Origin of the sequence: Acidithiobacillus sp. HP-2, from assembly GCF_015100155.1 — a bacterium.
GTDB lineage: Bacteria > Pseudomonadota > Gammaproteobacteria > Acidithiobacillales > Acidithiobacillaceae > Acidithiobacillus.
The window spans coordinates 46018-68506 of record NZ_JACKZA010000010.1 but is presented as its reverse complement, the minus strand read 5'-3'; the positions used below and the strand labels follow the sequence as shown (position 1 = coordinate 68506).

Sequence of the window (22489 nt, the reverse complement as noted above, 5' to 3'; positions counted from 1 at the left end):
TGTTATTTGTTATGGGGTAATGCATTGGTGAGGTTTGCCACCATTTCCACCAATGGTCGGGTATCGGTATCGGCTGGAAGTACCAGCATCAGAAGCGTATCCGCCCCTGCTGCTGCAAAAAAGGCAGCATGTCGATGACAGCGAATGGTGATTTCCTGCATATTGCATTCAGCAAGACCCGCGCTGATGTGTTCAGCCAGACGCATGACCGCTGCACCGGCAACCCCAATAATGGTTTCGTCGGCAACGGTCTCGCCCGTCTGAAAAAGCACCGTGCCCTCATTGGTTATCAGCGCTACGCCCTGTATGTCCGGGGTAAGGGCGATCAGTTGCGCATACAGATCTTCAAACTGCTCCAGATTCACAGGACACCTCCTCATTGGGTGGGGTTAGGGATGGGAAATCGAAAGTCCTCCTGACTGAGCAGATCCGGCCCGGATTCCAGGGCTTCGAACCAGTCCAGAAAGGCCTTCACCGTCTCTTTTCCCTTAAAAGAGGCGCCGTGCTGCGGCACAATCCAGTCAATATCCATTCCCCGGACCATATGGGTCCAAAGTCTGCAGACCTTCTGGCCGCCCATGTAACGACGGTGGAAGCCATCCATACCAGACGCAGCGCGATGCACCTGGAAAGCTTCCGCGCCTTCAATCACCTTGGCAGCATCCTGCCCGCTGACCAGATTGGCCCCCAGATCTCCGGAAAAGAGAATCTTGCTGAGGGGATCATATACCTGAAAATTGCCAACAGAATGCATGTAATGCGCTGGGATGATAAAAAGATCCTGCCCCGCCAGATTCACTTCCATACCTTGCGGCGGGACGCCTATCACCCTTCCCGCCGTCATCCCTTTGGAGCAGAAGTGCGGCAGAAAACGGGTCCACTCGTTGGCAATGAGAATCTTCGCGTCGGTAATCAGCAGCCATCCATTCGCAGAGGCGACGATATCCGGGTCCTCGTGGGAGGCAAATACATAATCCAGACGCGCTGGCAGGAAATAGCTGGCCATCTCTGCCAGCAGATTCTTGTAGGTGAGGTTACCACCGGGGTCCAGAAGCATGCCTTCGCCGTTATGGACGATGAGAAACTGATTGGCTTGAATACCTTCACCCTCTACCAGATCGGTGAATTCAATACATTTATGGATACCATTATCGTAAATTACCGTGCTCAATGCCTGATTCCTCCTTGTTTAGCTTGATTCCGTTGATAGGTGTTTGTATTACTGCTGTTTAATCGCTTCGATTTATTGCATGGTGTTGTGTAAGCGCACCATTCCCTGGTAACCATCAGGTAAGATGACATAAGTCTATATTGTGCGGCTATTTATTACACGACCATCCCCACTGCATAGAGGTTTATCTTCATTAAATGCCCTCGGCCTGCCAAGCGTTTTGTCCATAAGGCTGGTTATTTGAGCGTCTGCCGCCGATTGAGCAAGGCCGGGCCGACCTCCCATGAAAAGGGTAACACACATGCGGACAGAGGAATACGTCAGGACACCTTGATGTGACTGCCTTTATGGGGTGCGCATAGAGCATATGGGATTGCAGCATTGCCGGTAAATGCTGAACCCGCATAATACCTACCTGTATTTTTCCGTGGATCAATGCCTCTATTTGTTCGAGAGAGTTTAACTCTTCCAGATTCAGATGCACGGACGGAAATTGTGTTCGAAACTGGAATATGGCTCTGGGGACCTGTTCAGCCAACATGGTTGAGCAGGTCATACCGATGTTCAGCTCTCCTTTCTCTCCGCGTTCGACGCTACGCACATAGTCCACGGCGCGATCCACCTGGACCAGAATGGCACGAGCCTCTTTAAGAAAAGCTTCCCCTGCATCGGTGAGGGCTACCCGGCGGTTAGTGCGTACGAACAGCCGGGCTCCCAACATTTCTTCAAGCGTATGAATCTGATGACTGAGGGGCGGTTGGGAAATGCCCAAACGCTCTGCAGCGCGGCTGAAATGCAGCTCTTCAGCCACCGCGATGAAGTAACGAAGATGGCGGAGTTCAAGTGACATGGATAACGTAACGCCAAGCACAAATCGAAAAAACAATAAGTTTCGGATTATATCATCTTGATGCTGGCACCTGCCAAGTTATATGGACTCATCGTATCGGTGATGTTCACCCTGCGATGACCATCACCGACCAACTGCTTCTGTTTTCAATGGCACATTTCGTGTGCAGACAGACCTGTACGTTCGAATTCAGCAGAAGACAGATGCTGCGGAACATAGTCGATACTAAGCTTTTGTTTCCACCGATAAAAGGCCCGTAAGTGATTGCGTGAGCCCCGCTCTAATTCTGCATAGACCGCAAGAATTTCCGGTTTATTGGTGCGTCGGGCCACTTTTTGTAGGTCGGCTATATCGAGTTCTTCAATCAATAACCCAACGCGAACGGCGTCTGCCTCGCTGCGTAGTCCCTGATTAATCAGATCCTCATACAATGCTTGCAAATCAGCACGATAGAATTGTCCTACCGCCAACCCTCGAACCGGATCAGATTCCCCATAATGCTCAAGCAAAGCCAGCATCGCGTCCATGTGCACTTGTTCCGAACCGGTAATATTTTGGAAAGGACGGATATCCCAGCGCTCGTATAAGCGAATATAAACGTCCCGCGCAATTTTTTCCTCCTCTCGCATCAACAGCAAGTCGGAGCGTTCTTCGCTCGTCAATAGACCACGCGGTGAAGCAGCAATATCGGCACGAATTTGCGCAAGGTGCGCTGCGCGCTGCTCCGCATGTTCATTTTCCATGAATTCAGACTCAGTAGATGTGTTTGTGCTCGCATTAAACCCGCGTTGATCCATTCGGCCACCATTTCCACGGCCACCATTTCCACGACTGCCATTTCCAAAACCGCTTGACCTCATCCGGCTTTCACCAGAACGCTGATCGCCGAACTGTGAACAAGACTTTTTATTTATATTCATTATGTTACTCCTTTAAACATCTACAGACCTGATTCAGAGGGTCTGAATCTCTGTGAGTGCCTCTTCAAGAATCTTCTTGATCCTTTGGAACTGTTCCGGTACCAAAGGAGAGGCTTGTATTCGTTGGCTAACGGCATCACGCAATAAATGGAGATGTTCGCGTATCTGTCGCGCGTCTTCACTGCATCGGGTCGCGATCCGTTCTTCGATGGCCACGACCATCGCGCGATTCTGTTCAAGAAACGCTTGCCCTTGTTCAGTGATGACGTAAAGTTTCTTGTTTCCCTCAAGAATTACAGAAACATGGCCGAGATCTTCGAGCATTGCGAGCATCGGATAAATCATCCCGGGACTCGGACTGTAGATCCCCCCGGATTGTTGCTCTAACAGCTTGATCAATTCGTATCCGTGACGTGAATGCTGGGCAATATGCTGCAGGACGACGTAACGCAGCATGCCCGGATCAAGCATACGGGATCTCCGTCGGCCTTGCCCTGATCTGTGGCAAGGCTCGGAACATTTTCCCTCTGGGTCATTGGATAGTTTCATGGGAACCGCCTTTTAGATATATCTAATTTGGATATATCTTATAGGATGCCGTGAAAAATACAAGATCATCACTTGGTTTTTTTTGACCTGATTTTTTTGAGTCAGGAAATTATGGATTGAGGACCTTCCAAACAGGATTTCATTGTAGAGTCGGATCAGCGATGAGGAGAGCCAAGATCCGAGCCTTGGTGCAGACAGTCGATGGGGCAAGTTGGTTTAGCCATTGCTGGCGGAATGAAGATCTATGACCTGCCGCGAGTTGCTGCACGGCCTCCGATGGCTACCGAGAGTATTGGCAAGGCGGCACGTAAATTACCTTAGTGTTAGTGTTGTGGTTGTTCCCTTGTGACACCCACACTAAGGCACTTATGATGGCGTCCATGAATCATGCGCTGAAGCCTACGGAAACCTGCGTCACCCGTGCCTGGAAAATGCACCAGGCAGAAATATCCGGTTTTCTACGGCACCGTCTGGGAGATGCTGATTTGTCTGCCGACCTTTTGCAGCTGGTGTTTCTTAAAGCGCTGCATGAAGGTCGCAGGTTTTGTGAATTGCGCGAGCCCCGAGCCTGGTTATTCACCGTAGCCCGCCATGTGCTGACGGACAATTTTCGTAGTCAGCGCGACTATGTTGATCTTCCAGAAGAACTTGCAGAACCGGTTGCAGAAGTTCTCGCCGTGGATTCGCTGGCCGACTGTTTGCCACATGTACTCACCCTTCTCGAAGCGGCTGACCGCGATATCCTCACCTGTTGTGAATTGCAGGGGATGACCCAAAAAGCCTATGCCGCATCACATGGCCTCAGTTTAGCTGCCGCCAAATCCCGGTTATTGCGTGCCCGGTTGCGCTTGCGTGCGGCTTTATTGACCGCCTGTGAAGTACGGTTTGATGCAGATTCGGGGCAGGTCTGTTGTCATCTCCCTCACAAAAAGCCGTCCTGAACCGGCTGGGCCAAAGTCGCGGCACTGCCTTGGGCCAAACCCCTTAGAATCGTCGGACCTTCCTTCCAGTAAGAAATGTGCATCCTTTTCAGGGCGGGTCCGTCTTCCTATACAGGACCCATACGTTTTAACGACTTGTCAAAAGGAGAGTGCATTATGAGTAACACAACGAACCCCTCTGCCCAGGAATTATTGGCCAAAATGCGTGCTGGCATGGGCCGTGTGCCGGCTGCTATCGAGAAATCCACGGTGGTGGATGAAAGCCTGATTCAGGAGCACATGCGCTCACGCATGTATGCCATGCCTCAGGAGGGCGCTCTTGATGAACAGACGCGCGTTCTGGTCTACCTTGCAGCTGCACTGGCGGGCAGCAGCCCAGCCTGTGTCCGGGCAATGTCTGACAAGATCGCCCTGCAAGGCATTCCCAAGGATAAGGTTCTGGAGACGGTACGCATTGTACGCTTTGCCATGGCAACTAAAATGATTGGTGACGCCGAACCGATTTTCGATGCTCTGACCGGGCTTGAATAATTATTTGCCATCCAAACAGGAGTCTTAGCATGAACTTATCGACCAGATACTGGAGCAAAGAAGCATTTCAGGGACTTGAGGGCGCAGTGACCTTGTACGCCGAGCTGCGGGTTACAGCGGCACACCATGCAGCATTCCTGGTGGCCATTGACGCCCTGGGATCAAACTTACGCAAGATGCCGGGATTTATCCAAGTCGCCCTCAAGCAGATGAGCGGCGATTCCACCATGGTGAAAAATTATCCGGAAAGTTTCAAAGGGATATTGGCAACAGCCTATCTCGATGGTGTTGAAAAAAATGTCCAGCCTTATTTTTATAGCCTTTTCATCCGCTTTGTGGATGCCGCCACGGCTGCAGATGCCAAACTTGAAGAGGCCTTTACCAGAGACCTGAAGCCTTTATTGCATGCCGGTCCACAGCCTGAATCTCCGGAATTGCTGGCTTATCGCGCCGTGTATCAGACCGTGGGTGCTGGTGACCGTAACGGCATTTATACCACGCCAGAGCAGATTGAAGGCTTTTTGCGCGCGCCCGTTGATCAGACTGAAAATGCCACGGTCACCGTGGAAAATCATGTGATGATCAATGATGCCGATCTTGCCGGGTGGGAACCCAAAGTGATGGCGTTGCTGGCTGTGGCACAAAATACTTTCGAGCCCCAGGATGATCCCAGTGGAATTGGACGGGCGGGAACCAGTACCAATCGTTTCTACCGTAAGGCGCTGACCACTGAAATTCTTCGCAATGCCCATCCCGACGGCGCTTTGCGTGCCTATATCATGCATGGCGTCTGGCAGTCTGTATGGGATCACGAAAACTCCCATCTGGATCCGCGCTTCATCAAGGCTGCCGGGCCGGTGGGGGCTGCAGCCGTAGTGGGGCCGGTGGAGCCGTTCTACCTCACCCGCCGTCTCGTGCTGGCTGACTGAATGGCTGTGCCCACCGCTGCCACCAACTCCGCCCCGAGCGCCTGGGAGCGCCTGGGGCGCCCCATGCTGGCGGAGTTTCTCGGCACCGCCATCTTGCTTATCGCCGTGGTCGGCTCAGGCATCATGGCGGCGCAGCTCTCGCCGACCAACACCGGCGTGGCGTTATTGGCCAACGCCATCGCCACAGCCTGCACGCTGTATGTACTGATCACGGTCTTCGGGCCGCGCTCGGGTGCGCATTTCAACCCGGTCGTGACCGGTGTGTTCTGGCTAAAGCGCGAAATCAGGGGATCGCTTGCACTGGGCTACATCCTGGCGCAACTGCTGGGCGCCGTAGCGGGAGTGTGGCTGGCCAATGCCATGTTCAATCTGCCCGTGCTGCAGGTCTCAACCCATCTGCGCGGCAGCAGCGGCCAGTGGCTGGGCGAAGTCATCGCCACATTCGGCCTCATCCTGACCATCCTCGGCGGCAAACGCCAGATGCCCGGACAAGTGCCGGTGCTGGTGGCCGCCTGGATTGCCGGGGCCTACTGGTTCACCTCATCCACCAGCTTTGCTAACCCGGCAGTGACCTTGGCCCGCACTCTCACCGACACCTTTGCCGGCATCGCCCCGGCCAGCGCGCCCGGCTTCATTGCAGCGCAGATCGTCGGCGCACTGTTGGCCTTGCTCATCCTGCCGCGCCTGTTCTACGGCACCTGGCTGGGCCTGGACAAACCGCCGCGCGAATCCTGATCGCTGCGCCCACCGACTTCACCGATCTCTGGAAAGACCAACATGACTTCCTCACTTGCATTTCCTGCCGCCCATGAATTCCACATGAGCCTGCGCGTTGCTGATCTGGAGCGCAGCACGGTGTTTTACACCGCGTTTGTGGCCTGCTACCCTTCAAAACCCGCAAGAATGGCAAAAGATCATAAGAAACCCAGCAATAGCCGGGCGCAAAAACATGCGTCCTGAAGTAAATGTGATGCTGATCTTCCAACACAGCCTCCGCCCATGTGGTCACCCCACAGAACGGACGCACGAGTTCTCTGATGTTGCCCGGAGTAGGCAGCAAAGGTATACAGGTTTCACGTAATAGAGTGGCCTGACATTATCCCAGACAAAATATCTTCATGATTATGGATAGTGCTGATTGGTCCTAAAATCACAATCTCCAGTGTCAGAATATCTGGGCTACATCAAGGTTTGGCACCACAAAGACGATTAGCCGGGACGGAGACATCGATCAATTTCGGAAGCGGCAGATTGAGTGCGGCCATGATAGCGATGAATTCCTCTCGCGATTTGTTGGCGAGGCGCGGGTTGCTCTGTTTTTCCTCGCCAATACAGATCACCCGGCGACCACGATAGTCGTGACCGGGATAAACCAACGTCTCGTCAGGTAAGGTGAAAAGTTTTGTGGTAATGCTGTCGTATAAGGTACCGGCATCGCCGCCCTGGAAGTCAGTGCGCCCACAGCCGCCAATAAGCAGAGCGTCGCCGGTAAAAACCCGGTCATGCCAGCGAAAACTCAGAGACTCAGGAGTATGCCCAGGGGTAGCGACTACGCGAATGACATCGTCTCCCAAGACCAGGAAATCGCCGTCATCCACCGCAATGTCGGCACAGTCGGCTTGAGCTCGGACACTGAGGACTACCTGTGCGTCCGTCTGCTCGCGGAGTTTGTGGGCAGCGCTGATATGATCGGCGTGCAAATGGGTTTCCAGAATATGAGTCAGGTGCAGGCCTTCATTATGCAAAATCTGCAAAACTTCGGCACTGCCCTCGGCCACAGCATCGATGACCACGGCATCGCGCCAGGTACTATCCGCGAGAATGTAGGTGTAGGTACTGCTCTCGATATGAAACAGTTGTCGAAAATACATGACGTTATCCCTTTACCCGGAGGCTGCAGTGAATTCCGAATATGGCCTAGCGTGTCACAGCCAGGCTAGGGTCGCATTGAGAAAAATCATTTAGAAGACGATCTGGAGAGGCTGGAGGCGAATCCGGCGAACAAGAAGAAAATGCGCAAGGTGGTACGGGAATTTCGCACCTATATTGATGCCAACCAGGCGTTTATCCCCAACTACGGCGACCACTACCGGCATGACGAAGTAATTTCCACGTCCTTTGTCGAATCCACGGTGAACTATGTGGTCAGTAAACGCTTCGTGAAAAAGCAGCAGATGCGCTGGACCCAACGCGGTGCGCATCTGTTGCTGCAAACAAGAGTGCAGGTCCTGAACGATGACCTACGAAAAACTTTCATCCGCTGGTTCCCTGGGATGAGCACGGATGAGCAGGCGACGCCAAAGGATGCAGCATAAGTGGCTTCAGCCCTCGGAATGGTTCACCCTCCATGTATGGATGCCCCAAAAATTGAGTCCGCATCCCTGCGTCTCATGAGGACATCATTCCCCGCATCATCGCAGGCATGCCCTCTTTGACAAAGCGCGTAATTTCACGCGCGTGGGCATGAATCACACGGATCATTTCCGGATCTGACGACGTTTCTGTCACCGCCACACCATCCTTAAGGTAGTCCAGTTTTCGCTGGTATAGCGTTGGATGAGCGAACATGACGGGAACGCTTCGACTGGCCGGATAGGGGAAAGGTTGGTCTTCCGCCAGGCGCTGATACATCCGGGTCACATGCGCCTGGAGTAAAGCAACCGTATGTGGCACGGCCGAAATCGTGACCGCGTGTATCCCATTAGGCAGAAAAGTCACTTTGCGATGCACCTCTGCATGCACTTGGAACAATTCCATCCCGGTACGCATGGGTCCACGATTCTCCGGTGACATCATGGCACGCATGCCTTCGTGGTCAGGCGAATCACCCCCCATCATGTTTCCCATCATACTGCCCATACCCGAGGCACTAGCCCGGTCTGCCTGCACATAACCTGCTATAGCCAGTGCCGATAATATCGACTTCAACAACTGCCTTCTGTTCATGACATTTCTCCTTTTCTGAGTATTACTGCGATCTTAAACGACGCCGTTGCCATAAGGCGTACAGCGCAGGGATAACGAGCAAGGCCAACAGCGTTGCGCTCAACATGCCGCCGATGATAGGTGCGGCAATCCGTTTCATCATATCGGCCCCTGTGCCCTCACTGAGCATGATGGGCAGCAGGCCCACAACGACCAGGGTAAACGTCATGGCCAGCGGACGCAGACGGAGCATACTTCCCTCCATGATCGCCAGCTGCAGATCGTGCCAGTTTTGCAAGGCATCGCGGGCCCGCCGACGCTGCAGGGCCTGGTCCAGATAAAGGAGCATAACTACCCCAAATTCGACGGCCACACCGGCGAGGGCAATAAAACCCACGACCACCGCTACCGAGAGCTTGTAATGAAGTACATAAACCAGCCAGAGGCCACCTACCAGAGAGAATGGCAAAGTGACCAGGACAATAGCCACCTCGACCACATTACGAAAATTGAGATAGAGCAGTAAGGCAATCAGTAACAAAACCATCGGCACGACAATCTGCAAACGCTGATTGGCGCGATGCATACTCTGATATTCGCCGACCCAGTTTATGGTATATCCCGGTGGCAGATGGACCTGATGCGCGAGCATCCGTTTCGCCCTGGCCACATAAGTGCCAATACTCGTCCCCGGTTTCAGATCAATGGTGACCCAACTGTTCAGTTGGCTATCATCACTGGTGAGCATGGCTGGCCCATTGACCATGTCTACCCGCGCCAACTGTGCGAGGGGAATCTGCGCACCATTGGGCGCTGCCACACGACTGTCCATCAGCGCTGAAAGTGATTGCCGACGATCGCGAGGATAGCGCAAATCCACCGGAAAACGTTGCACACCCTCTACGGCCGTAGTCAGAACTTTACCGCCGATAGCCGTTTCCACCAGCCGGTTCACGTCGGCCACTGAAATGCCATAGCGGGCGGCGGCGGCCCGATCCGTATGGACGACGATATAACGTCCGCCGGTTACTCTGGCGGCATAGGCGGTCTGGGTACCGGACACTTTTTGGAGCGCTGCTTGGACTTTCTGCCCCAGAAGACTCAAGGTAGCCAAATTCTGTCCCGTAATCTTGAGGCCGAGAGGGGTTTGCAGTCCGGTCGTCAACATGTCCACCCGCCCCTTGATGGGTTGTGTCCAGTTATTACTCAGACCGGGAATCTGCAAGGCCTGATTCAGCTGGTCACGCAGTTTGTTCATGCTGATGTGGGCGGGCCAATGATCGGGCTGTTTAAGGGTGACCACGGTATCAAACATGGAAATGGGTGACTGATCGGTGGCGGTCTGCGCCCGTCCCGCTTCTCCAAAAACGGTTTTCACTTCTGGAAAGGTTTTGATAATGCGATCCGTCAACTGCAAAAGCGCCGCAGATTCACCGTAAGAAATGGCAGGATTCTGGGCAACGGGCATATACAGCAGCGTCCCTTCATCCAGGGGCGGCATGAGCTGGGTACCCAGTCTTTGCCAGGGATAAACGAGCGTCGCAGCCACCAGTACGGCCCCGATAACGACCATCCAAGGGGCTTGCAATACGCCGTGTATGACAGGACGATACCACCTCGCCAACACCCGGTTTAAAGGATTCTTTCGTTCAACGGGAATCTTCCCCCGAATAAACCAGGCCATCAGGACGGGCACCAGGGTGATAGCGAGAATGGCGGCGGCGGCAATTGCAAAGGTTTTGGTAAAAGCGAGCGGCGCAAACAATTTACCTTCCTGTCCACTCAGCGCAAAGATGGGCAGAAAGGAAACCGCGATAATCAGTAAGGAAAAAAACAGCGCGGGGCCAACTTCCATCGCCGCTATCCCGGCAGTCTGCCAAGGATTGAGGGCTTCTCCTTTCTCCATATGTTTATGCATGTTCTCGATCATTACCACGGGCGCATCGACCATAATGCCAATCGCAATGGCGATTCCCCCAAGAGACATGATATTCGCCGGTATATCGAGAGCATACATCACGATAAAGGCGCCAAGTATACCGATCGGCAATGCAATCAGGACCACCAGCGCCGAACGGATCCGTAATAAAAACAGCAAAGTCACGAGCAGGACGGCGACACACTCTTCCAGCAGTTTGCCACTGAGCGTCTGAATGCTGCGTTGAATGAGCTATAGTCAAATCTGGTGTATGAGTATTTTCTGACATAGATCAGGCGGCGGTCTGTTGATCATCCGGCAGGGTGAGGTTAGCCGGTATGCCATCGATAAATTTCACCCCTGCAAAAAGCTGCAGGACTTTCTCTGGAGCATAAATCCCAATCCAGCGTTTTTCAGCCTGCTGCAGCATCTTGAAACCCAATCCCAGAAAGCTGCTGCGTGATACACAGTTCTTCGTCCGGGTAGTCCGGTGGCGTACCGTAGCGAAGGTGGACTCAATGGCATTGGTGGTCCGGATATGCCGCCAGTGTTCGGCCGGAAAATCATAGAAAGCGAGCAATTCAGCCCGATCTTTTTCCAGTTTAGCCACAGCCTTGGGATACTTTGCCTGGTAATTGCGCACAAACACGTCCAGTGCTTTTTCCGCAGCCTGGCGATTGGCGGCCATCCAGATTTCCTGCAACGCTGCCTTGGCTTTGCTCTGTTGGGCTTTGGGAAGTTCGTTGAGAATGTTGGCGGTCTTATGCACCCAGCAGCGTTGCTGACCAGTTTCGGGATAGGCTTCATCCAGTGCGGCCCAAAACCCCATGGCACCATCCCCAATGGCGAGCAAAGGGGCCGTCTCCAGACCGCGCGCCTGCAGGTCACGCAGGATCTCCAGCCAGGAAGCTTTGGATTCGCGCAGGCCGTCACTGACACTGACCAGCTCTTTCTTGCCCTCTGCCGTCACGCCGATAATCACCAGCAGGCAGATACGCGGATCCTCCTCCGCACGGAGGTTCGTATAAATACCGTCTACCCACCAGTAAGCATAGCGCTTTCCCTGTAGGGAGCGGTGTTGCCAATGGGCATACTCTTGCGCCCACTCCGCCTTGAGACGTCCCAACACCGCAGGTGAAAGTCCCTTGGCCTCATCACCCAGCAAAATGGAAAGGGCTTCCTGCATGTGGCCGGAAGACACCCCATGCAGATAGAGCCAAGGTACTGTAGCGGCTACCGTTCGTGATTTGCGTACATACGGAGGCGCCAGTACCGAATTGAATTTGATCCCCGATCCTGAGCGGTCCCGCACCTTGGGTACTTTGACGGGTACCGGACCCAGAGCGGTCATGATCTCGCGCTCCGGCAGATGCCCATTACGCACGACCGCCTGACGCCCATCAACCATCCGCACCGTCGCAAATTCTTCCAGCAATACCGCCACCTCTGCCTCTATGGCCTGCTCAATCAGAGAGCGTGCCGCGCGTCGAAGTATCCCTTCAATGCCCAGACCCAACTCTCCCATCCCACCTGCTATTACGGTATTCTTTTCCACGGCGTACTCCTTATGTTGCTCTTTGAGTCGGAAACCCTTTGTAGCAACAGTACGCCACCTCATTCAAGCCAGTTGTAACGCGCCCGTACACCACTTTCGAGCATAGCTCGCGACCGCTACCGGCATGATGAGGTAATTTCCACGTCCTTTGTCGAATTCACGGTGAACTACGTGGTCAGTAAACGCATCGTGAAAAAGCAGCAGATGCGCTGGACCCAACGCGGTGCGCATTTGTTGCTGCAAACAAGAGTGCAGGTCCTGAACGATGACCTACGAAAAACTTTCATCTGCTGGTTCCCTGGGATGAGCACGGATGAGCAGGCGAGGCCAAAGGATGCAGCATAAGTGGCTTCAGCCCCCGGAATGGTTCACTCTCCCGGATAAGCACGGGTGGATTTATGACATCTTGCAAAGCTGGAGCGGCTCATACATGTCAAACTTTAGCTTTTCAATTAGACTCCTGCATAACCAACACTGATCTTTGAGGTTGCAGATGGATCCTCTACCACTTCGCTTCTCATTGCGTCAGTTGCGTTACTTCGTGACCGCAGCCGACGTACTATCGGTCTCCCTTGCAGCGAAGCGACAAAATATTTCGCAGCCGGCGATCTCATCGGCACTAGCCGATCTTGAAGAGGCACTTGGTGTACAGCTTTTTATACGCCACCACGCGCAAGGTCTGTCGTTAACGAAGGCTGGACAGTTCATACTAGTCAAAGCACGTGTCCTGATCAAACAAGCCGAGGAGTTACATTTGGCAGCAAAAGATTTTGATCTAGGAACCACAGGTACCATCTCACTTGGGTGCATGACATCTATTGCCCCCTTGCTTCTTCCATCGCTAATCAGGGGTTTTGTCGCCAGACATCCTGGCGTCACTTTCAACACGTATGAAGAACATCAGAAGGAGTTGTTGGAGGGGCTAAAGAACGGGCTGCTCGACGTAGCACTTACATACGATCTCGACCTGACCAACGATATCGAATTCCGCCCATTGTTGACTTTGCCCCCTTACGCAATACTTCCGCGCGACTACCAACTTGGGTCACGGAAAAGCATCTCTTTGGCCGAGCTAGCCCGCATACCCTACGTGATGCTCGATTTGCCGTATAGTCGTGAGTATTTTGCCTCGTTGTTCGAAGGCCATGAGCTACGCCCTTCACTCGCATTCAAATCTTCTCAGCCGGAAATGGTGCGATGCATGGTTGCGAATGGTCTCGGCTTTAGTATTCTGAATTACCCGGTGCATACAACCCATACAGTGGATAACCAAGAGTTCGCGACTGCCCAAATTTCCGAAAAACTCCGTGCCTTGACGCTCGGCGTGGCTTATTTGCAGCGAACTAAGCTCCGCGCAGTGGTGAAGAATTTCACAGAATATTGCGAATTCCAGTTAGTGAATACAGGGTCGTTATAGCGGCGCCCTTTACTGGCCCACTGGCCCGACTCACGAATACGCGGGTTGAGTCCCGCATAGGCGACGACCTGTTTGGCGGAATGAAAGCGCGTGAGTGGACTGAGGAAAGCCGGCAGCATAGCTGCGGTAGCCTCGCCGATGCCGGGAATACTCAGCAGGAGCGCCTTTTGGGATTTCAGGTCCGGGTGATCATCCATATGATCCTGGATTTGTCGGCGGACGACGTCAATTTGCTGATGGATGGTAACCAAAAGGGCTTCAATGGACGCGCGAGCGGCAGGCTCTGCCATTTCGAGGCGATTGTTTTCCATATTCTGCATACCCAGAAGGTCATCCAGACGCTGTACAGGATATCACGTACTTGCCGTCGCCGGTGCGTGGGTAGTACTACTTAGTGCCTGACAGAAAAAGGGTGTTTTTTCAAAACTCTAGTTTAGACATTCAGCCCGGCTCCGCCGGGTTTTTATTTTCTATTTTTGCTACGAAAGTGCTTGACACCGTGATAGTGCCGTGCGGCCGACCCTTTGGAAAAAAGGGTCGGCCAATGAGAAGCGTTTTAGGCTTCTCGGAATCACTGCCATGTCCTTTCAGCGTCTCGTTACCCTCCGCCTTTCAGAATGGATTTCCTACTTTCTCGCGGCCGTGCCGCCCCGCTCGCGGCGCAGCTTCCTCGAACTGCTTTGCGGGTGCCTGATCTCCCCTGATGGCTGGGTCACCCGTGCCCTCAGCCATATTTCGCTGCGCTGCCATTGGACCACTTATTACAAACTCCTGGAGCGTGAATCCTTGCGGACCCAGGTTCTGGCCATTGCCCAAGTCCGATGGCTCCTGTCCGTTTTGCCGCCACTGCCGATCGTCGAGTTGATCATCGACGATACGCTGGTCCTGCGACACTCTACCAAGGCCCCAGGCGCGACCATCCACTTCGATCACAGCCATAAGCACAACCGCCCCCGTTATGTCCTCGCCCAGAACTGGGTAGGGCTGGCGTTGACCCTGCGGAGCCGCTCCGGCAAAGCCCTTTCCTTTCCCATTCGCTTGCGCCTCGTGCCCCGCACCGGTAATACCCACAAGCTGAAAATCGCCGGGGCATTACTGCGGGCCTTTATACCCCACATCCCCGTACCCGTCCGTTTGCTCACCGATGCCTGGTTCATGCGCCGCCGCCTGCTCTTGCCCCTGCTGCGTCAGCGCGGCCAGTTCATCGGCCAGGTGCGCCAGGATACCGCACTGTATCGGCAGCCCCCGCCCAAACCCGCCAAAGCGCAACGGGGTCGGCCCCGGAAATATGGGGACAAACTGACCCCGGAAGCCCTGACCTCACTCCCCACGGAGATCCTCACCCTGTTTGTCTATGGGAAATGGCAGAAAGTCCGTCTTCAATCCATCGTCGCCCAGGCACGCTTCCTCAACGGCCATCCCGTCCGGGCAGTCTGGAGCGCTATCTACGATACAAAACACCATCGATGGTCGCCCACACGCCTTTATCTCGCTTCCGAAACCGATCTGACCGCCCCTGAAATCGTCACCCTCTATGGCAATCGTTGGCAGATCGAACCCCTCTTCCATAATCTGAAACGCTGGTGGGGCATCAATAACCTCTGGCAGCAAAGGCGCGCGGTTCTCGAACGCTGGATGCAAATTCGTTGCATTGCCGAGCTATAGTCAAATCTGGTGTATGAGCATTTTCTGACATAGATCAGGCGGCGGTCTGTTGATCATCCAGCAGGGTGAGGTTAGCCGGTATGCCATCGATAAATTTCACCCCTGCAAAAAGCTGCAGGACTTTCTCTGGAGCATAAATTCCAATCCAGCGTTTTTCAGCCTGCTGCAGCATCTTGAAACCCAATCCCAGAAAGCTGCTGCGTGATACACAGTTCTTCGTCCGGGTAGTCCGGTGGCGTACCGTAGCGAAGGTGGACTCAATGGCATTGGTGGTCCGGATATGCCGCCAGTGTTCGGCCGGAAAATCATAGAAGGCGAGCAATTCAGCCCGATCTTTTTCCAGTTTAGCCACAGCCTTGGGATACTTTGCCTGGTAATTGCGCACAAACACGTCCAGTGCTTTTTCCGCAGCCTGGCGATTGGCGGCCATCCAGATTTCCTGCAACGCTGCCTTGGCTTTGCTCTGTTGGGCTTTGGGAAGTTCGTTGAGAATGTTGGCGGTCTTATGCACCCAGCAGCGTTGCTGACCAGTTTCGGGATAGGCTTCATCCAGTGCGGCCCAAAACCCCATGGCACCATCCCCAATGGCGAGCAAAGGGGCCGTCTCCAGACCGCGCGCCTGCAGGTCACGCAGGATCTCCAGCCAGGAAGCTTTGGATTCGCGCAGGCCGTCACTGACACTGACCAGCTCTTTCTTGCCCTCTGCCGTCACGCCGATAATCACCAGCAGGCAGATACGCGGATCCTCCTCCGCACGGAGGTTCGTATAAATACCGTCTACCCACCAGTAAGCATAGCGCTTTCCCTGTAGGGAGCGGTGTTGCCAATCGGCATACTCTTGCGCCCACTCCGCCTTGAGACGTCCCAACACCGCAGGTGAAAGTCCCTTGGCCTCATCACCCAGCAAAATGGAAAGGGCTTCCTGCATGTGGCCGGAAGACACCCCATGCAGATAGAGCCAAGGTACTGTAGCGGCTACCGTTCGTGATTTGCGTACATACGGAGGCGCCAGTACCGAATTGAATTTGATCCCCGATCCTGAGCGGTCCCGCACCTTGGGTACTTTGACGGGTACCGGACCCAGAGCGGTCATGATCTCGCGCTCCGGCAGATGCCCATTACGCACGACCGCCTGACGCCCATCAACCATCCGCACCGTCGCAAATTCTTCCAGCAATACCGCCACCTCTGCCTCTATGGCCTGCTCAATCAGAGAGCGTGCCGCGCGTCGAAGTATCCCTTCAATGCCCAGACCCAACTCTCCCATCCCACCTGCTATTACGGTATTCTTTTCCACGGCGTACTCCTTATGTTGCTCTTTGAGTCGGAAACCCTTTGTAGCAACAGTACGCCACCTCATTCAAGCCAGTTGTAACGCGCCCGTACACCACTTTCGAGCATAGCTCGATGGGGATCAAACGCCAGTTGGTATGAGGCCCGGCGCAAGCGAAGCATCTGCACATATGCGGTATACGCTCAACCCAACAAAATGGGAGAATTGCCGTTGGAAGTGAAAGCGAGAGAAATTAGCGTAACGGCTCAACACATCTACCGATAGCGTCTGGTCGAGGTTCCGGTCAATGTAATCGAGCAGCCGTTCAAAACGAGCTGCATAGACCTTGGCTCTGCGTTCTGTCACTAGTCTGTCTCCTCAATACGAAGCCTACTGTAACGGGGGTCATCAGCTCCTGTCCTGACCGAGAGTGCGCAAGTCGCGCCCGTATCGCCAATGCGCAGCAGCGGGCTTCATCTGATTTCGCCCAATAGATACTGGAATGACAGACATCAAACAGTTGCTCTAACTCACGAGTAAGCGCCCCCCATTTCAGGGAGGAACTGGCTGCCTGACCAGTAAAACCTGTCGTTTACGGAGGTAATGGGTAAAAGCAACCGGAGCAGAAGGCCCAGTCTTGGATCAAGGTTTAATGGACCCCGGCAGCGAGTCCCATACAGCCCAAACGGTAGTGGTCCGTCATCATTTTAACCCAATCAGAGTGCTGGTGTTTCTGTGATCGGTGCTAATGTTAATTCAGCATCTTTTATACGCATCCAAAGCATCATAGAATTGTCGGGGAATATCCTGAACCCATATCTTTGATAGAAATTTTTTGCAGTGACAGTTTTAGCATCTACCACAATTACTGCCACACCTATTTTTTTCGAAGAATCCACCGAACATTTTAGGGCGTCAATAAGCAATAGTCCACCAATTCTCTTGCCTTTATATTCATTATGTCTTGCTAAACGTACTAAACGAATCGCTGGGATGGGATATTGACTAGGGTATTGATGCGAAAACTGGTCAGGGAATACGCTTGGTGATAGTGAATCGGCAGAAAGGCTATAGAAGCCGACCATAACTTCTGGATGTTCATCATCAAGCAAAGCAAACGTTCTTGAAAGTCCTTTTTTCTGCTGTTGAAGAGCTTTCTCTTTAATCCAACGTTCAAGCTCTGCTTCACCACACTGGAAGTTGTCACGAGGTTGCTTTCTACACAATGGGGCAAAGGCAAAATGCACTAAGCGTCACTCAGAACAACTTCTCGATAACGAGCCACCATGGATTCCAACTCGGACAGGGAACTTGGCTCCGCGTCTAAAGAATCCAAAACAGCCGCACAATCACGCAATGTATATTTGGGTGCTACTTCCTGAGCGTTATTTAGTAGAGACAAAACTGCGCTTTGAACACTGAAATGCAATGGCTGAACATCAGGAAGACACTCAATATCTCTGAGTATACCCTGTTTATTGGGATTCGAAACCGTAAGCGGTGTTTTATGAATTCTCTTTCGTATCATGCGAGCTTTATCAGCATAGACCTCAGCCCGAAGCTCGGTTTTTGCGTATAACGCATTAACACGCCTTATGCCCCGAGCTGAAACTTCAACATCAGGGCCCTTGGTACTCGCTTTCGCAGACGGTTTCACAGTTTTCTCCGATAGTCTTAACAAACAGAATGATAATTCACTCCGCTTCACTATATCCTAACGCGGTTTGTATTTTAAGTCTCTCCGAAATGCGCATTGCCGCTTGAACCCTTTGCATGATCCCAATGATATCCATCGTGTTGCTGACGTCCTTTTCCAATACTAAGTATTCATAAATAAATAACTTGTACTCACTATATAGCGGGTATAGTCTTGCGGCATGGAAGCAGACGCACTGATAGCCGCTCGACACCAAGCGCTCGAAGGGATACTGGATGAGCGGCAGAGACGGCTATATGCGGCAGTAGAAGCGAAGGTGCTGGGTCATGGCGGTGTCAAGCGGGTGAGTGAGGCTACCGGAGTCGCGCGGGGGTCCATCATGGCGGGTCTCAAAGAGCTCAAGGATCCGGAGAACAGGCTCCCGCAAGGCAGAGTTCGTCGATCGGGTGGCGGGAGAAAAAGGCTGGTGGATCGCGATCCGGACTTGCTGGTGGCCTTGGAGGGTTTGGTAGATCCTGCGGCACGCGGTGATCCCCAGTCACCGCTGCCGCAGKATCTACCGATGCTGCAAGCTTCAGGCTGCGACCGGATAACAGGTAGATTTCTACCGGTGAAGCAGGCGTCCTGACCGGTGCAGCCAGAGTTACCGGCAAAAACCCTTCAGGCACGGCGGCCAGCAACGGCGTACTCTCAGAATCAGCAAAGCGTTTGCGCCAGTAATGCAGCGTGGCAACGGCGATCCCCGTCTGCGCACAATAATGCTTAACCGTAAGGCCGCTCGCCTGAAAGGCATCCACTTGTTGCCGCCAATAAGCGACTTTCTCTGCTTTCTTCATCCCCATCCCTCCGTGCTGAATGCAGATCACGATTGCTCAGTCCAGAAAATTTGGAAAGGTGGGTTGCTTAGACGCTTACGCTTGAGTGCAGGAACCAGGGTGGCATCAATGATCATACCCCTTCGCGCCAGATAACCGTGCTGTAGAATTTGTTGCTCCACCGCTGCAAACAGGGCTTCAGCACCGCCTACTCCGATGCGGTTCTCAAAATGCCAGATGGTCGTGCGGTCAGTCAGGCGCGCGGGCATCCAGTAGGCCGCAGAAGCGTTGATAGCTGTGGCGATCCACAAGCTGGAATGCCATCTGTTCATCCGAAAAATTATACAGGCGTTTCAAGGCCAGAATTCGCACCATGACTTCAGTGGGATAAGGCGGGCGGGCCACCCTGGGGACTAACCGGTCGAGGCGCTGCATCCATCCACCTGTGCTGCCAGTGCCGTAAAGTCGATACCGGCGCCAATGAGTAGAAGCGGATCTCCCAACTGATCCAGTTTCTGATGGTGCAGGTCTGCGGCAAACAGATCTATTTTGATCGCGGTCTTTCTGGACTTCATCAGCCATATCTCATTTATTTCAATTAGTTATATTATATCATATACAAATGATATTAAGTTTTTTGAGGTGTCCTACTCTGTTGGGCGACAAGAAAAGTGGTGTTGCATTTTTATCCTTATATATCTGCGAAAAAGGCAATTGTAAAGACGGTCTACCAAGCTGATAATGTTTTTAGAAAAAAATAGTGCTTAGAGTGAATACATATCGCAGATGATGACAATGGTCAAATATTTAAATTGGAGTTATTGATATGAACAGAAAAATGATGTTAAGAAATGCTTTTATTGGAATCTCACTGGTTGGATTCATGAGTTCGAACGCAAATGCTGGCGATACAAATATTTCTTTGTATCTAAAATGGGTTCCACAGTATCAATTTGCAGGATATTTAGTCGCAAAAGCAAACGGTTATTACAAAAAAATGGGTTTGAATGTAAAAATTATTTCAGGTGGGCCCGATATTAATACTGTACAGGAGGTTGCTGACGGAGCGGCTCAGTTTGGCATTCAAACCCCAGAACCAATATTTTATGCTTATGAACACGGTTTAAAGTTGAAAATGCTGATGACTGATTTCCAAAAACCATATGAAGAGTTTATGGTGAAAAAAAATTCAAGTATTAAATCAATAGAGGATTTCAAAGGAAAAACAATCGGGATAAATATTGGTGGTATGTCACAACTCCTTTTACCATATATATTAGAGAAAAATGGAGTAAAACCTGATGAGGTTAGGACGGTTAGAAAAACTTTAAGTTTAGCACCATTTCTTTCTGGTAGAATTCCGATATGGAATGGTTATGTTGGAAATGAACCATTTGAATCAATGGATGCAGGAGTACCTGTAAGAGAGTTTAAGCTTGCTAAGTATGCACCTAATTGGTATGGTGATACCTTATTCAGCACTTCTAGCTATATAAAAAATCATCCCAACACAGTGAAGAAGTTTGTAGAAGCTTCACAAAAAGGTTGGTTGTTTTCAATAAAACACCCTCAAAAGACTATAAATATAATATTAAAAGATAATCCTCAAAAAACGCGTAAGCAATTAGAACAGGAAGCTAGCGCTGTTATACCATTATTTACATCAAAAATGGCAGGACAAGATTGCTTTGGAAGGATGTCAAATAAAAGGGTGTATAGCATGGAAAATGCAATGATAAAATTTGGAGGATGGAAAGAATCAAAGATTCCATCCCCTAACATCTTTTATACTAACGATTTTCTTAGGTGCAATAAGTGAAATGGATAACTACCTTATGAAAATTGATGGCATATATGTTGAATATGGCGATGAGAAAGTTCTTACAGACATTTCGTTTGATATAAAAAGGGGAGAATTTATCAGTATAATGGGACCAAGCGGTGTTGGTAAAACAACCTTACTAAGAACACTTGCAGGATTAGAAAATATTACACAAGGATACATATATAAGGAGGTTAAAAAGGGAAAAGAAATAACGTTAAAAACTTCATTTGTACCACAGAATCCAACATTGCTGCCATGGAGGAATGTATTAAGAAATGTCCTTGTTGGCTCTCAGGCCTCTAAAATAAATATGGAGACAAGGATGCATGAAGCAAATGAGAAAATTAAAGCAGTTGGTTTATCGGGCGCAGAGATGAAATTCCCTAAAGAGCTATCAGGAGGAATGCAACAACGAGTTGCAATTGCAAGAGCTTTAGCTGCCAATCCCGAAATTATTTTAATGGATGAACCATTTTCAGCACTAGATAATCACCTTAGAGAAACCTTAACCGATTTAGTTGCAACTTTAGCTAAAGATAAAAAATTGACGATTATATTAAACACACACTCTATTGAAGAAGCAATTAAAGTTTCTTCAGAGATAATAATTTTAGCAAAAAAAGATGGTAGAAGTATTTTGCAGAAGTTCGAGCTAGATGCACAAAACAAACATGTTTCTGAATATTTTAAAACCAAACTGGAGGTTACAAATGCAATTAAAAAAGCGGGTATGGCAAACTAATTATATCATGCGTTTGAATGATTGGGAAAAATTATAGAAATGACAAGAAATTTAAGAAAAATCTATCCTTCATTAATTTTTGGTGTACTGTTCGCTTGTGCGTGGCAGGTAGGCATTACCATTATGGGAATAAAGAGTTATGTCATTCCTACACCTATACAAATAATTAATGCAATAAATAACAATTATACTATTTTGATGCCAGCTTTTATGATGACGTTTAAGGAAAGTTTTTTTGGTTTGGTCTTTGCTTTTATTGCAAGCATGGTAATTGCACCGCTTGTTGGAAGAGTGACTGTTATACACAAAATGATAATGCCCTATTTAATAGTAGTGCAAACAACTCCAATTGTTGCAATAGCTCCATTGTTTGTCCTTTGGTTTGGAGAAGGTATAGAATCTAGAATATGTTCATCGTTTGCAGTTACGCTTGTTCCAATGACAATAACAATAGCACAATCTTTTTCAGTAGAAGATGGAGGAAGAATAGATCTTTTTAAAGTTTTTGGCATTGGTAAAATTAGAACTTTTTTCTCTGTGACACTGCCACTTGCTCTTCCGGGAATAATGTCAGCCTTAAAGTTTGGAGTGGCATTATCAGTTGTTGGCGCCATAGTTGGCGAATTGGTAACAGCAGATGCTGGTCTGGGATACGTAATTATACAAGCATCTTATGAGATGAATACACCCCTTTTATTTGCCGCCATTTTGTTTTCAGCTGTAATTGGTTTGATTTTTTATGTATTAGTTAATAGTGTTGCAGCTCTAGTGCATTTAGATAGATATTACTTGTCAGAAAGATGAAA

The 22489-nt window shown here is 51.0% G+C and carries 22 protein-coding genes and 6 pseudogenes; 14 read left to right on the top strand and 14 right to left on the bottom strand.

What is annotated here, in order from left to right:
* Positions 1-2: 2 nt before the first annotated feature.
* From H7F11_RS09495 to H7F11_RS09475, 5 genes are all read right to left on the bottom strand, one after another.
* Entirely contained in the window at positions 3-365 is a 363-nt protein-coding gene (locus H7F11_RS09495; protein ID WP_193651488.1) for a roadblock/LC7 domain-containing protein, read from the bottom strand.
* A gap of 11 nt (positions 366-376) precedes the next feature.
* Entirely contained in the window at positions 377-1171 is a 795-nt protein-coding gene (locus tag H7F11_RS09490) for an MBL fold metallo-hydrolase (RefSeq protein WP_193651489.1), read from the bottom strand.
* 193 nt (positions 1172-1364) lie between these two features.
* Positions 1365-2021: a LysR family transcriptional regulator gene (locus H7F11_RS09485; RefSeq protein WP_227485391.1), complete on the bottom strand. Its 657-nt coding sequence runs from the start codon at positions 2019-2021 to the stop codon at positions 1365-1367.
* A gap of 146 nt (positions 2022-2167) precedes the next feature.
* Positions 2168-2941, bottom strand: coding sequence for a DUF2202 domain-containing protein (locus tag H7F11_RS09480; protein WP_193651490.1), 774 nt, complete (start codon positions 2939-2941; stop codon positions 2168-2170).
* 33 nt (positions 2942-2974) lie between these two features.
* The gene (locus H7F11_RS09475; RefSeq protein WP_193651491.1) at positions 2975-3412 is read right to left on the bottom strand and encodes a PadR family transcriptional regulator; all 438 of its coding nucleotides are present in this window, start codon (positions 3410-3412) and stop codon (positions 2975-2977) included.
* A gap of 458 nt (positions 3413-3870) precedes the next feature.
* Here H7F11_RS09475 and H7F11_RS09470 point away from each other — a divergent pair, with 458 nt between their 5' ends.
* The 5 genes from H7F11_RS09470 to H7F11_RS16745 all read left to right on the top strand — a co-directional run bounded on the left by H7F11_RS09470 (position 3871) and on the right by H7F11_RS16745 (position 6851).
* Complete coding sequence (locus tag H7F11_RS09470; RefSeq protein ID WP_227485390.1) at positions 3871-4431, top strand: sigma-70 family RNA polymerase sigma factor; 561 nt, start codon at positions 3871-3873, stop codon at positions 4429-4431.
* A gap of 156 nt (positions 4432-4587) precedes the next feature.
* Complete coding sequence (locus H7F11_RS09465) at positions 4588-4962, top strand: carboxymuconolactone decarboxylase family protein (protein ID WP_193651492.1); 375 nt, start codon at positions 4588-4590, stop codon at positions 4960-4962.
* A gap of 29 nt (positions 4963-4991) precedes the next feature.
* Entirely contained in the window at positions 4992-5891 is a 900-nt protein-coding gene (locus tag H7F11_RS09460) for a hypothetical protein (RefSeq protein ID WP_193651493.1), read from the top strand.
* A 63-nt stretch (positions 5892-5954) separates the two neighbouring features.
* Positions 5955-6626 (top strand): aquaporin, encoded by a 672-nt coding sequence (locus tag H7F11_RS09455; RefSeq protein WP_227486612.1) that lies wholly within the window; start codon positions 5955-5957, stop codon positions 6624-6626.
* Positions 6627-6668: 42 nt separating this feature from the next.
* The gene (locus tag H7F11_RS16745; protein ID WP_227485389.1) at positions 6669-6851 is read left to right on the top strand and encodes a hypothetical protein; all 183 of its coding nucleotides are present in this window, start codon (positions 6669-6671) and stop codon (positions 6849-6851) included.
* Between the two features lie 224 nt (positions 6852-7075).
* Here H7F11_RS16745 and H7F11_RS09445 read toward each other — a convergent pair whose 3' ends face one another.
* Positions 7076-7762: an MBL fold metallo-hydrolase gene (locus H7F11_RS09445; protein WP_193651495.1), complete on the bottom strand. Its 687-nt coding sequence runs from the start codon at positions 7760-7762 to the stop codon at positions 7076-7078.
* Positions 7763-7846: 84 nt separating this feature from the next.
* On the opposite strand from H7F11_RS09445, the pseudogene H7F11_RS09440 reads away from it, so the two are divergent.
* Positions 7847-8206 (top strand): annotated as a pseudogene (locus H7F11_RS09440) (ISKra4 family transposase); the annotation flags it as partial.
* Positions 8207-8279: 73 nt separating this feature from the next.
* On the opposite strand, the gene H7F11_RS09435 reads toward H7F11_RS09440, so the two are convergent.
* The 3 genes and pseudogenes from H7F11_RS09435 to H7F11_RS09425 form a co-directional block, all read right to left on the bottom strand.
* Positions 8280-8837, bottom strand: a complete 558-nt coding sequence (locus H7F11_RS09435; RefSeq protein WP_193651496.1) for a hypothetical protein — start codon at positions 8835-8837, stop codon at positions 8280-8282.
* A gap of 22 nt (positions 8838-8859) precedes the next feature.
* Positions 8860-10986: pseudogene (locus H7F11_RS09430) on the bottom strand (efflux RND transporter permease subunit); the annotation flags it as partial.
* A 40-nt stretch (positions 10987-11026) separates the two neighbouring features.
* Positions 11027-12259, bottom strand: a complete 1233-nt coding sequence (locus H7F11_RS09425; RefSeq protein ID WP_226832717.1) for an IS256 family transposase — start codon at positions 12257-12259, stop codon at positions 11027-11029.
* A gap of 141 nt (positions 12260-12400) precedes the next feature.
* Between H7F11_RS09425 and H7F11_RS09420 the strand changes: the two are divergent.
* Positions 12401-12634 (top strand): annotated as a pseudogene (locus H7F11_RS09420) (ISKra4 family transposase); the annotation flags it as partial.
* Between the two features lie 148 nt (positions 12635-12782).
* Positions 12783-13706: a LysR family transcriptional regulator gene (locus tag H7F11_RS09415; RefSeq protein WP_075323978.1), complete on the top strand. Its 924-nt coding sequence runs from the start codon at positions 12783-12785 to the stop codon at positions 13704-13706.
* Here the strand turns inward: H7F11_RS09415 and H7F11_RS17265 are convergent.
* On the bottom strand, positions 13619-13825 hold the full coding sequence (locus H7F11_RS17265; protein ID WP_413773196.1) for a transposase: 207 nt from the start codon (positions 13823-13825) through the stop codon (positions 13619-13621). The genes H7F11_RS09415 and H7F11_RS17265 overlap by 88 nt on opposite strands.
* Here H7F11_RS17265 and H7F11_RS16740 point away from each other — a divergent pair.
* Positions 13787-14101 (top strand): hypothetical protein, encoded by a 315-nt coding sequence (locus H7F11_RS16740; RefSeq protein ID WP_227485408.1) that lies wholly within the window; start codon positions 13787-13789, stop codon positions 14099-14101. The genes H7F11_RS17265 and H7F11_RS16740 overlap by 39 nt on opposite strands.
* A gap of 184 nt (positions 14102-14285) precedes the next feature.
* Positions 14286-15371 (top strand): transposase, encoded by a 1086-nt coding sequence (locus H7F11_RS09405; RefSeq protein ID WP_075323980.1) that lies wholly within the window; start codon positions 14286-14288, stop codon positions 15369-15371.
* Positions 15372-15405: 34 nt separating this feature from the next.
* Here H7F11_RS09405 and H7F11_RS09400 read toward each other — a convergent pair whose 3' ends face one another.
* Positions 15406-16638, bottom strand: coding sequence for an IS256 family transposase (locus tag H7F11_RS09400; RefSeq protein WP_227485402.1), 1233 nt, complete (start codon positions 16636-16638; stop codon positions 15406-15408).
* 722 nt (positions 16639-17360) lie between these two features.
* Positions 17361-17891: a GNAT family N-acetyltransferase gene (locus tag H7F11_RS09395; protein WP_193651925.1), complete on the bottom strand. Its 531-nt coding sequence runs from the start codon at positions 17889-17891 to the stop codon at positions 17361-17363.
* A 630-nt stretch (positions 17892-18521) separates the two neighbouring features.
* On the opposite strand from H7F11_RS09395, the pseudogene H7F11_RS09390 reads away from it, so the two are divergent.
* A pseudogene (locus H7F11_RS09390) lies at positions 18522-18848 on the top strand (ISAzo13 family transposase); the annotation flags it as partial.
* A gap of 37 nt (positions 18849-18885) precedes the next feature.
* Here the strand turns inward: H7F11_RS09390 and tnpA are convergent.
* Together tnpA and H7F11_RS09380 are read right to left on the bottom strand one after the other, a co-directional pair.
* A pseudogene (gene tnpA, locus H7F11_RS17260) lies at positions 18886-19137 on the bottom strand (IS66 family insertion sequence element accessory protein TnpA); the annotation flags it as partial.
* A 77-nt stretch (positions 19138-19214) separates the two neighbouring features.
* Positions 19215-19691, bottom strand: a pseudogene (locus H7F11_RS09380) (transposase); the annotation flags it as partial.
* Between the two features lie 251 nt (positions 19692-19942).
* On the opposite strand from H7F11_RS09380, the gene H7F11_RS09375 reads away from it, so the two are divergent.
* Genes H7F11_RS09375 through H7F11_RS09365 form a run of 3 tightly spaced genes read left to right on the top strand, consistent with a single transcriptional unit; the run spans position 19943 to position 22487 of the window.
* Positions 19943-20935 carry an ABC transporter substrate-binding protein gene (locus H7F11_RS09375; protein WP_193650167.1) on the top strand — a complete coding sequence of 331 codons (993 nt, stop codon included), beginning with the start codon at positions 19943-19945 and terminating at the stop codon, positions 20933-20935.
* Between the two features lie 16 nt (positions 20936-20951).
* The gene (locus H7F11_RS09370) at positions 20952-21683 is read left to right on the top strand and encodes an ABC transporter ATP-binding protein (protein ID WP_193650168.1); all 732 of its coding nucleotides are present in this window, start codon (positions 20952-20954) and stop codon (positions 21681-21683) included.
* Positions 21684-21722: 39 nt separating this feature from the next.
* Positions 21723-22487, top strand: coding sequence for an ABC transporter permease (locus H7F11_RS09365; protein ID WP_193650169.1), 765 nt, complete (start codon positions 21723-21725; stop codon positions 22485-22487).
* Positions 22488-22489: the final 2 nt, after the last annotated feature.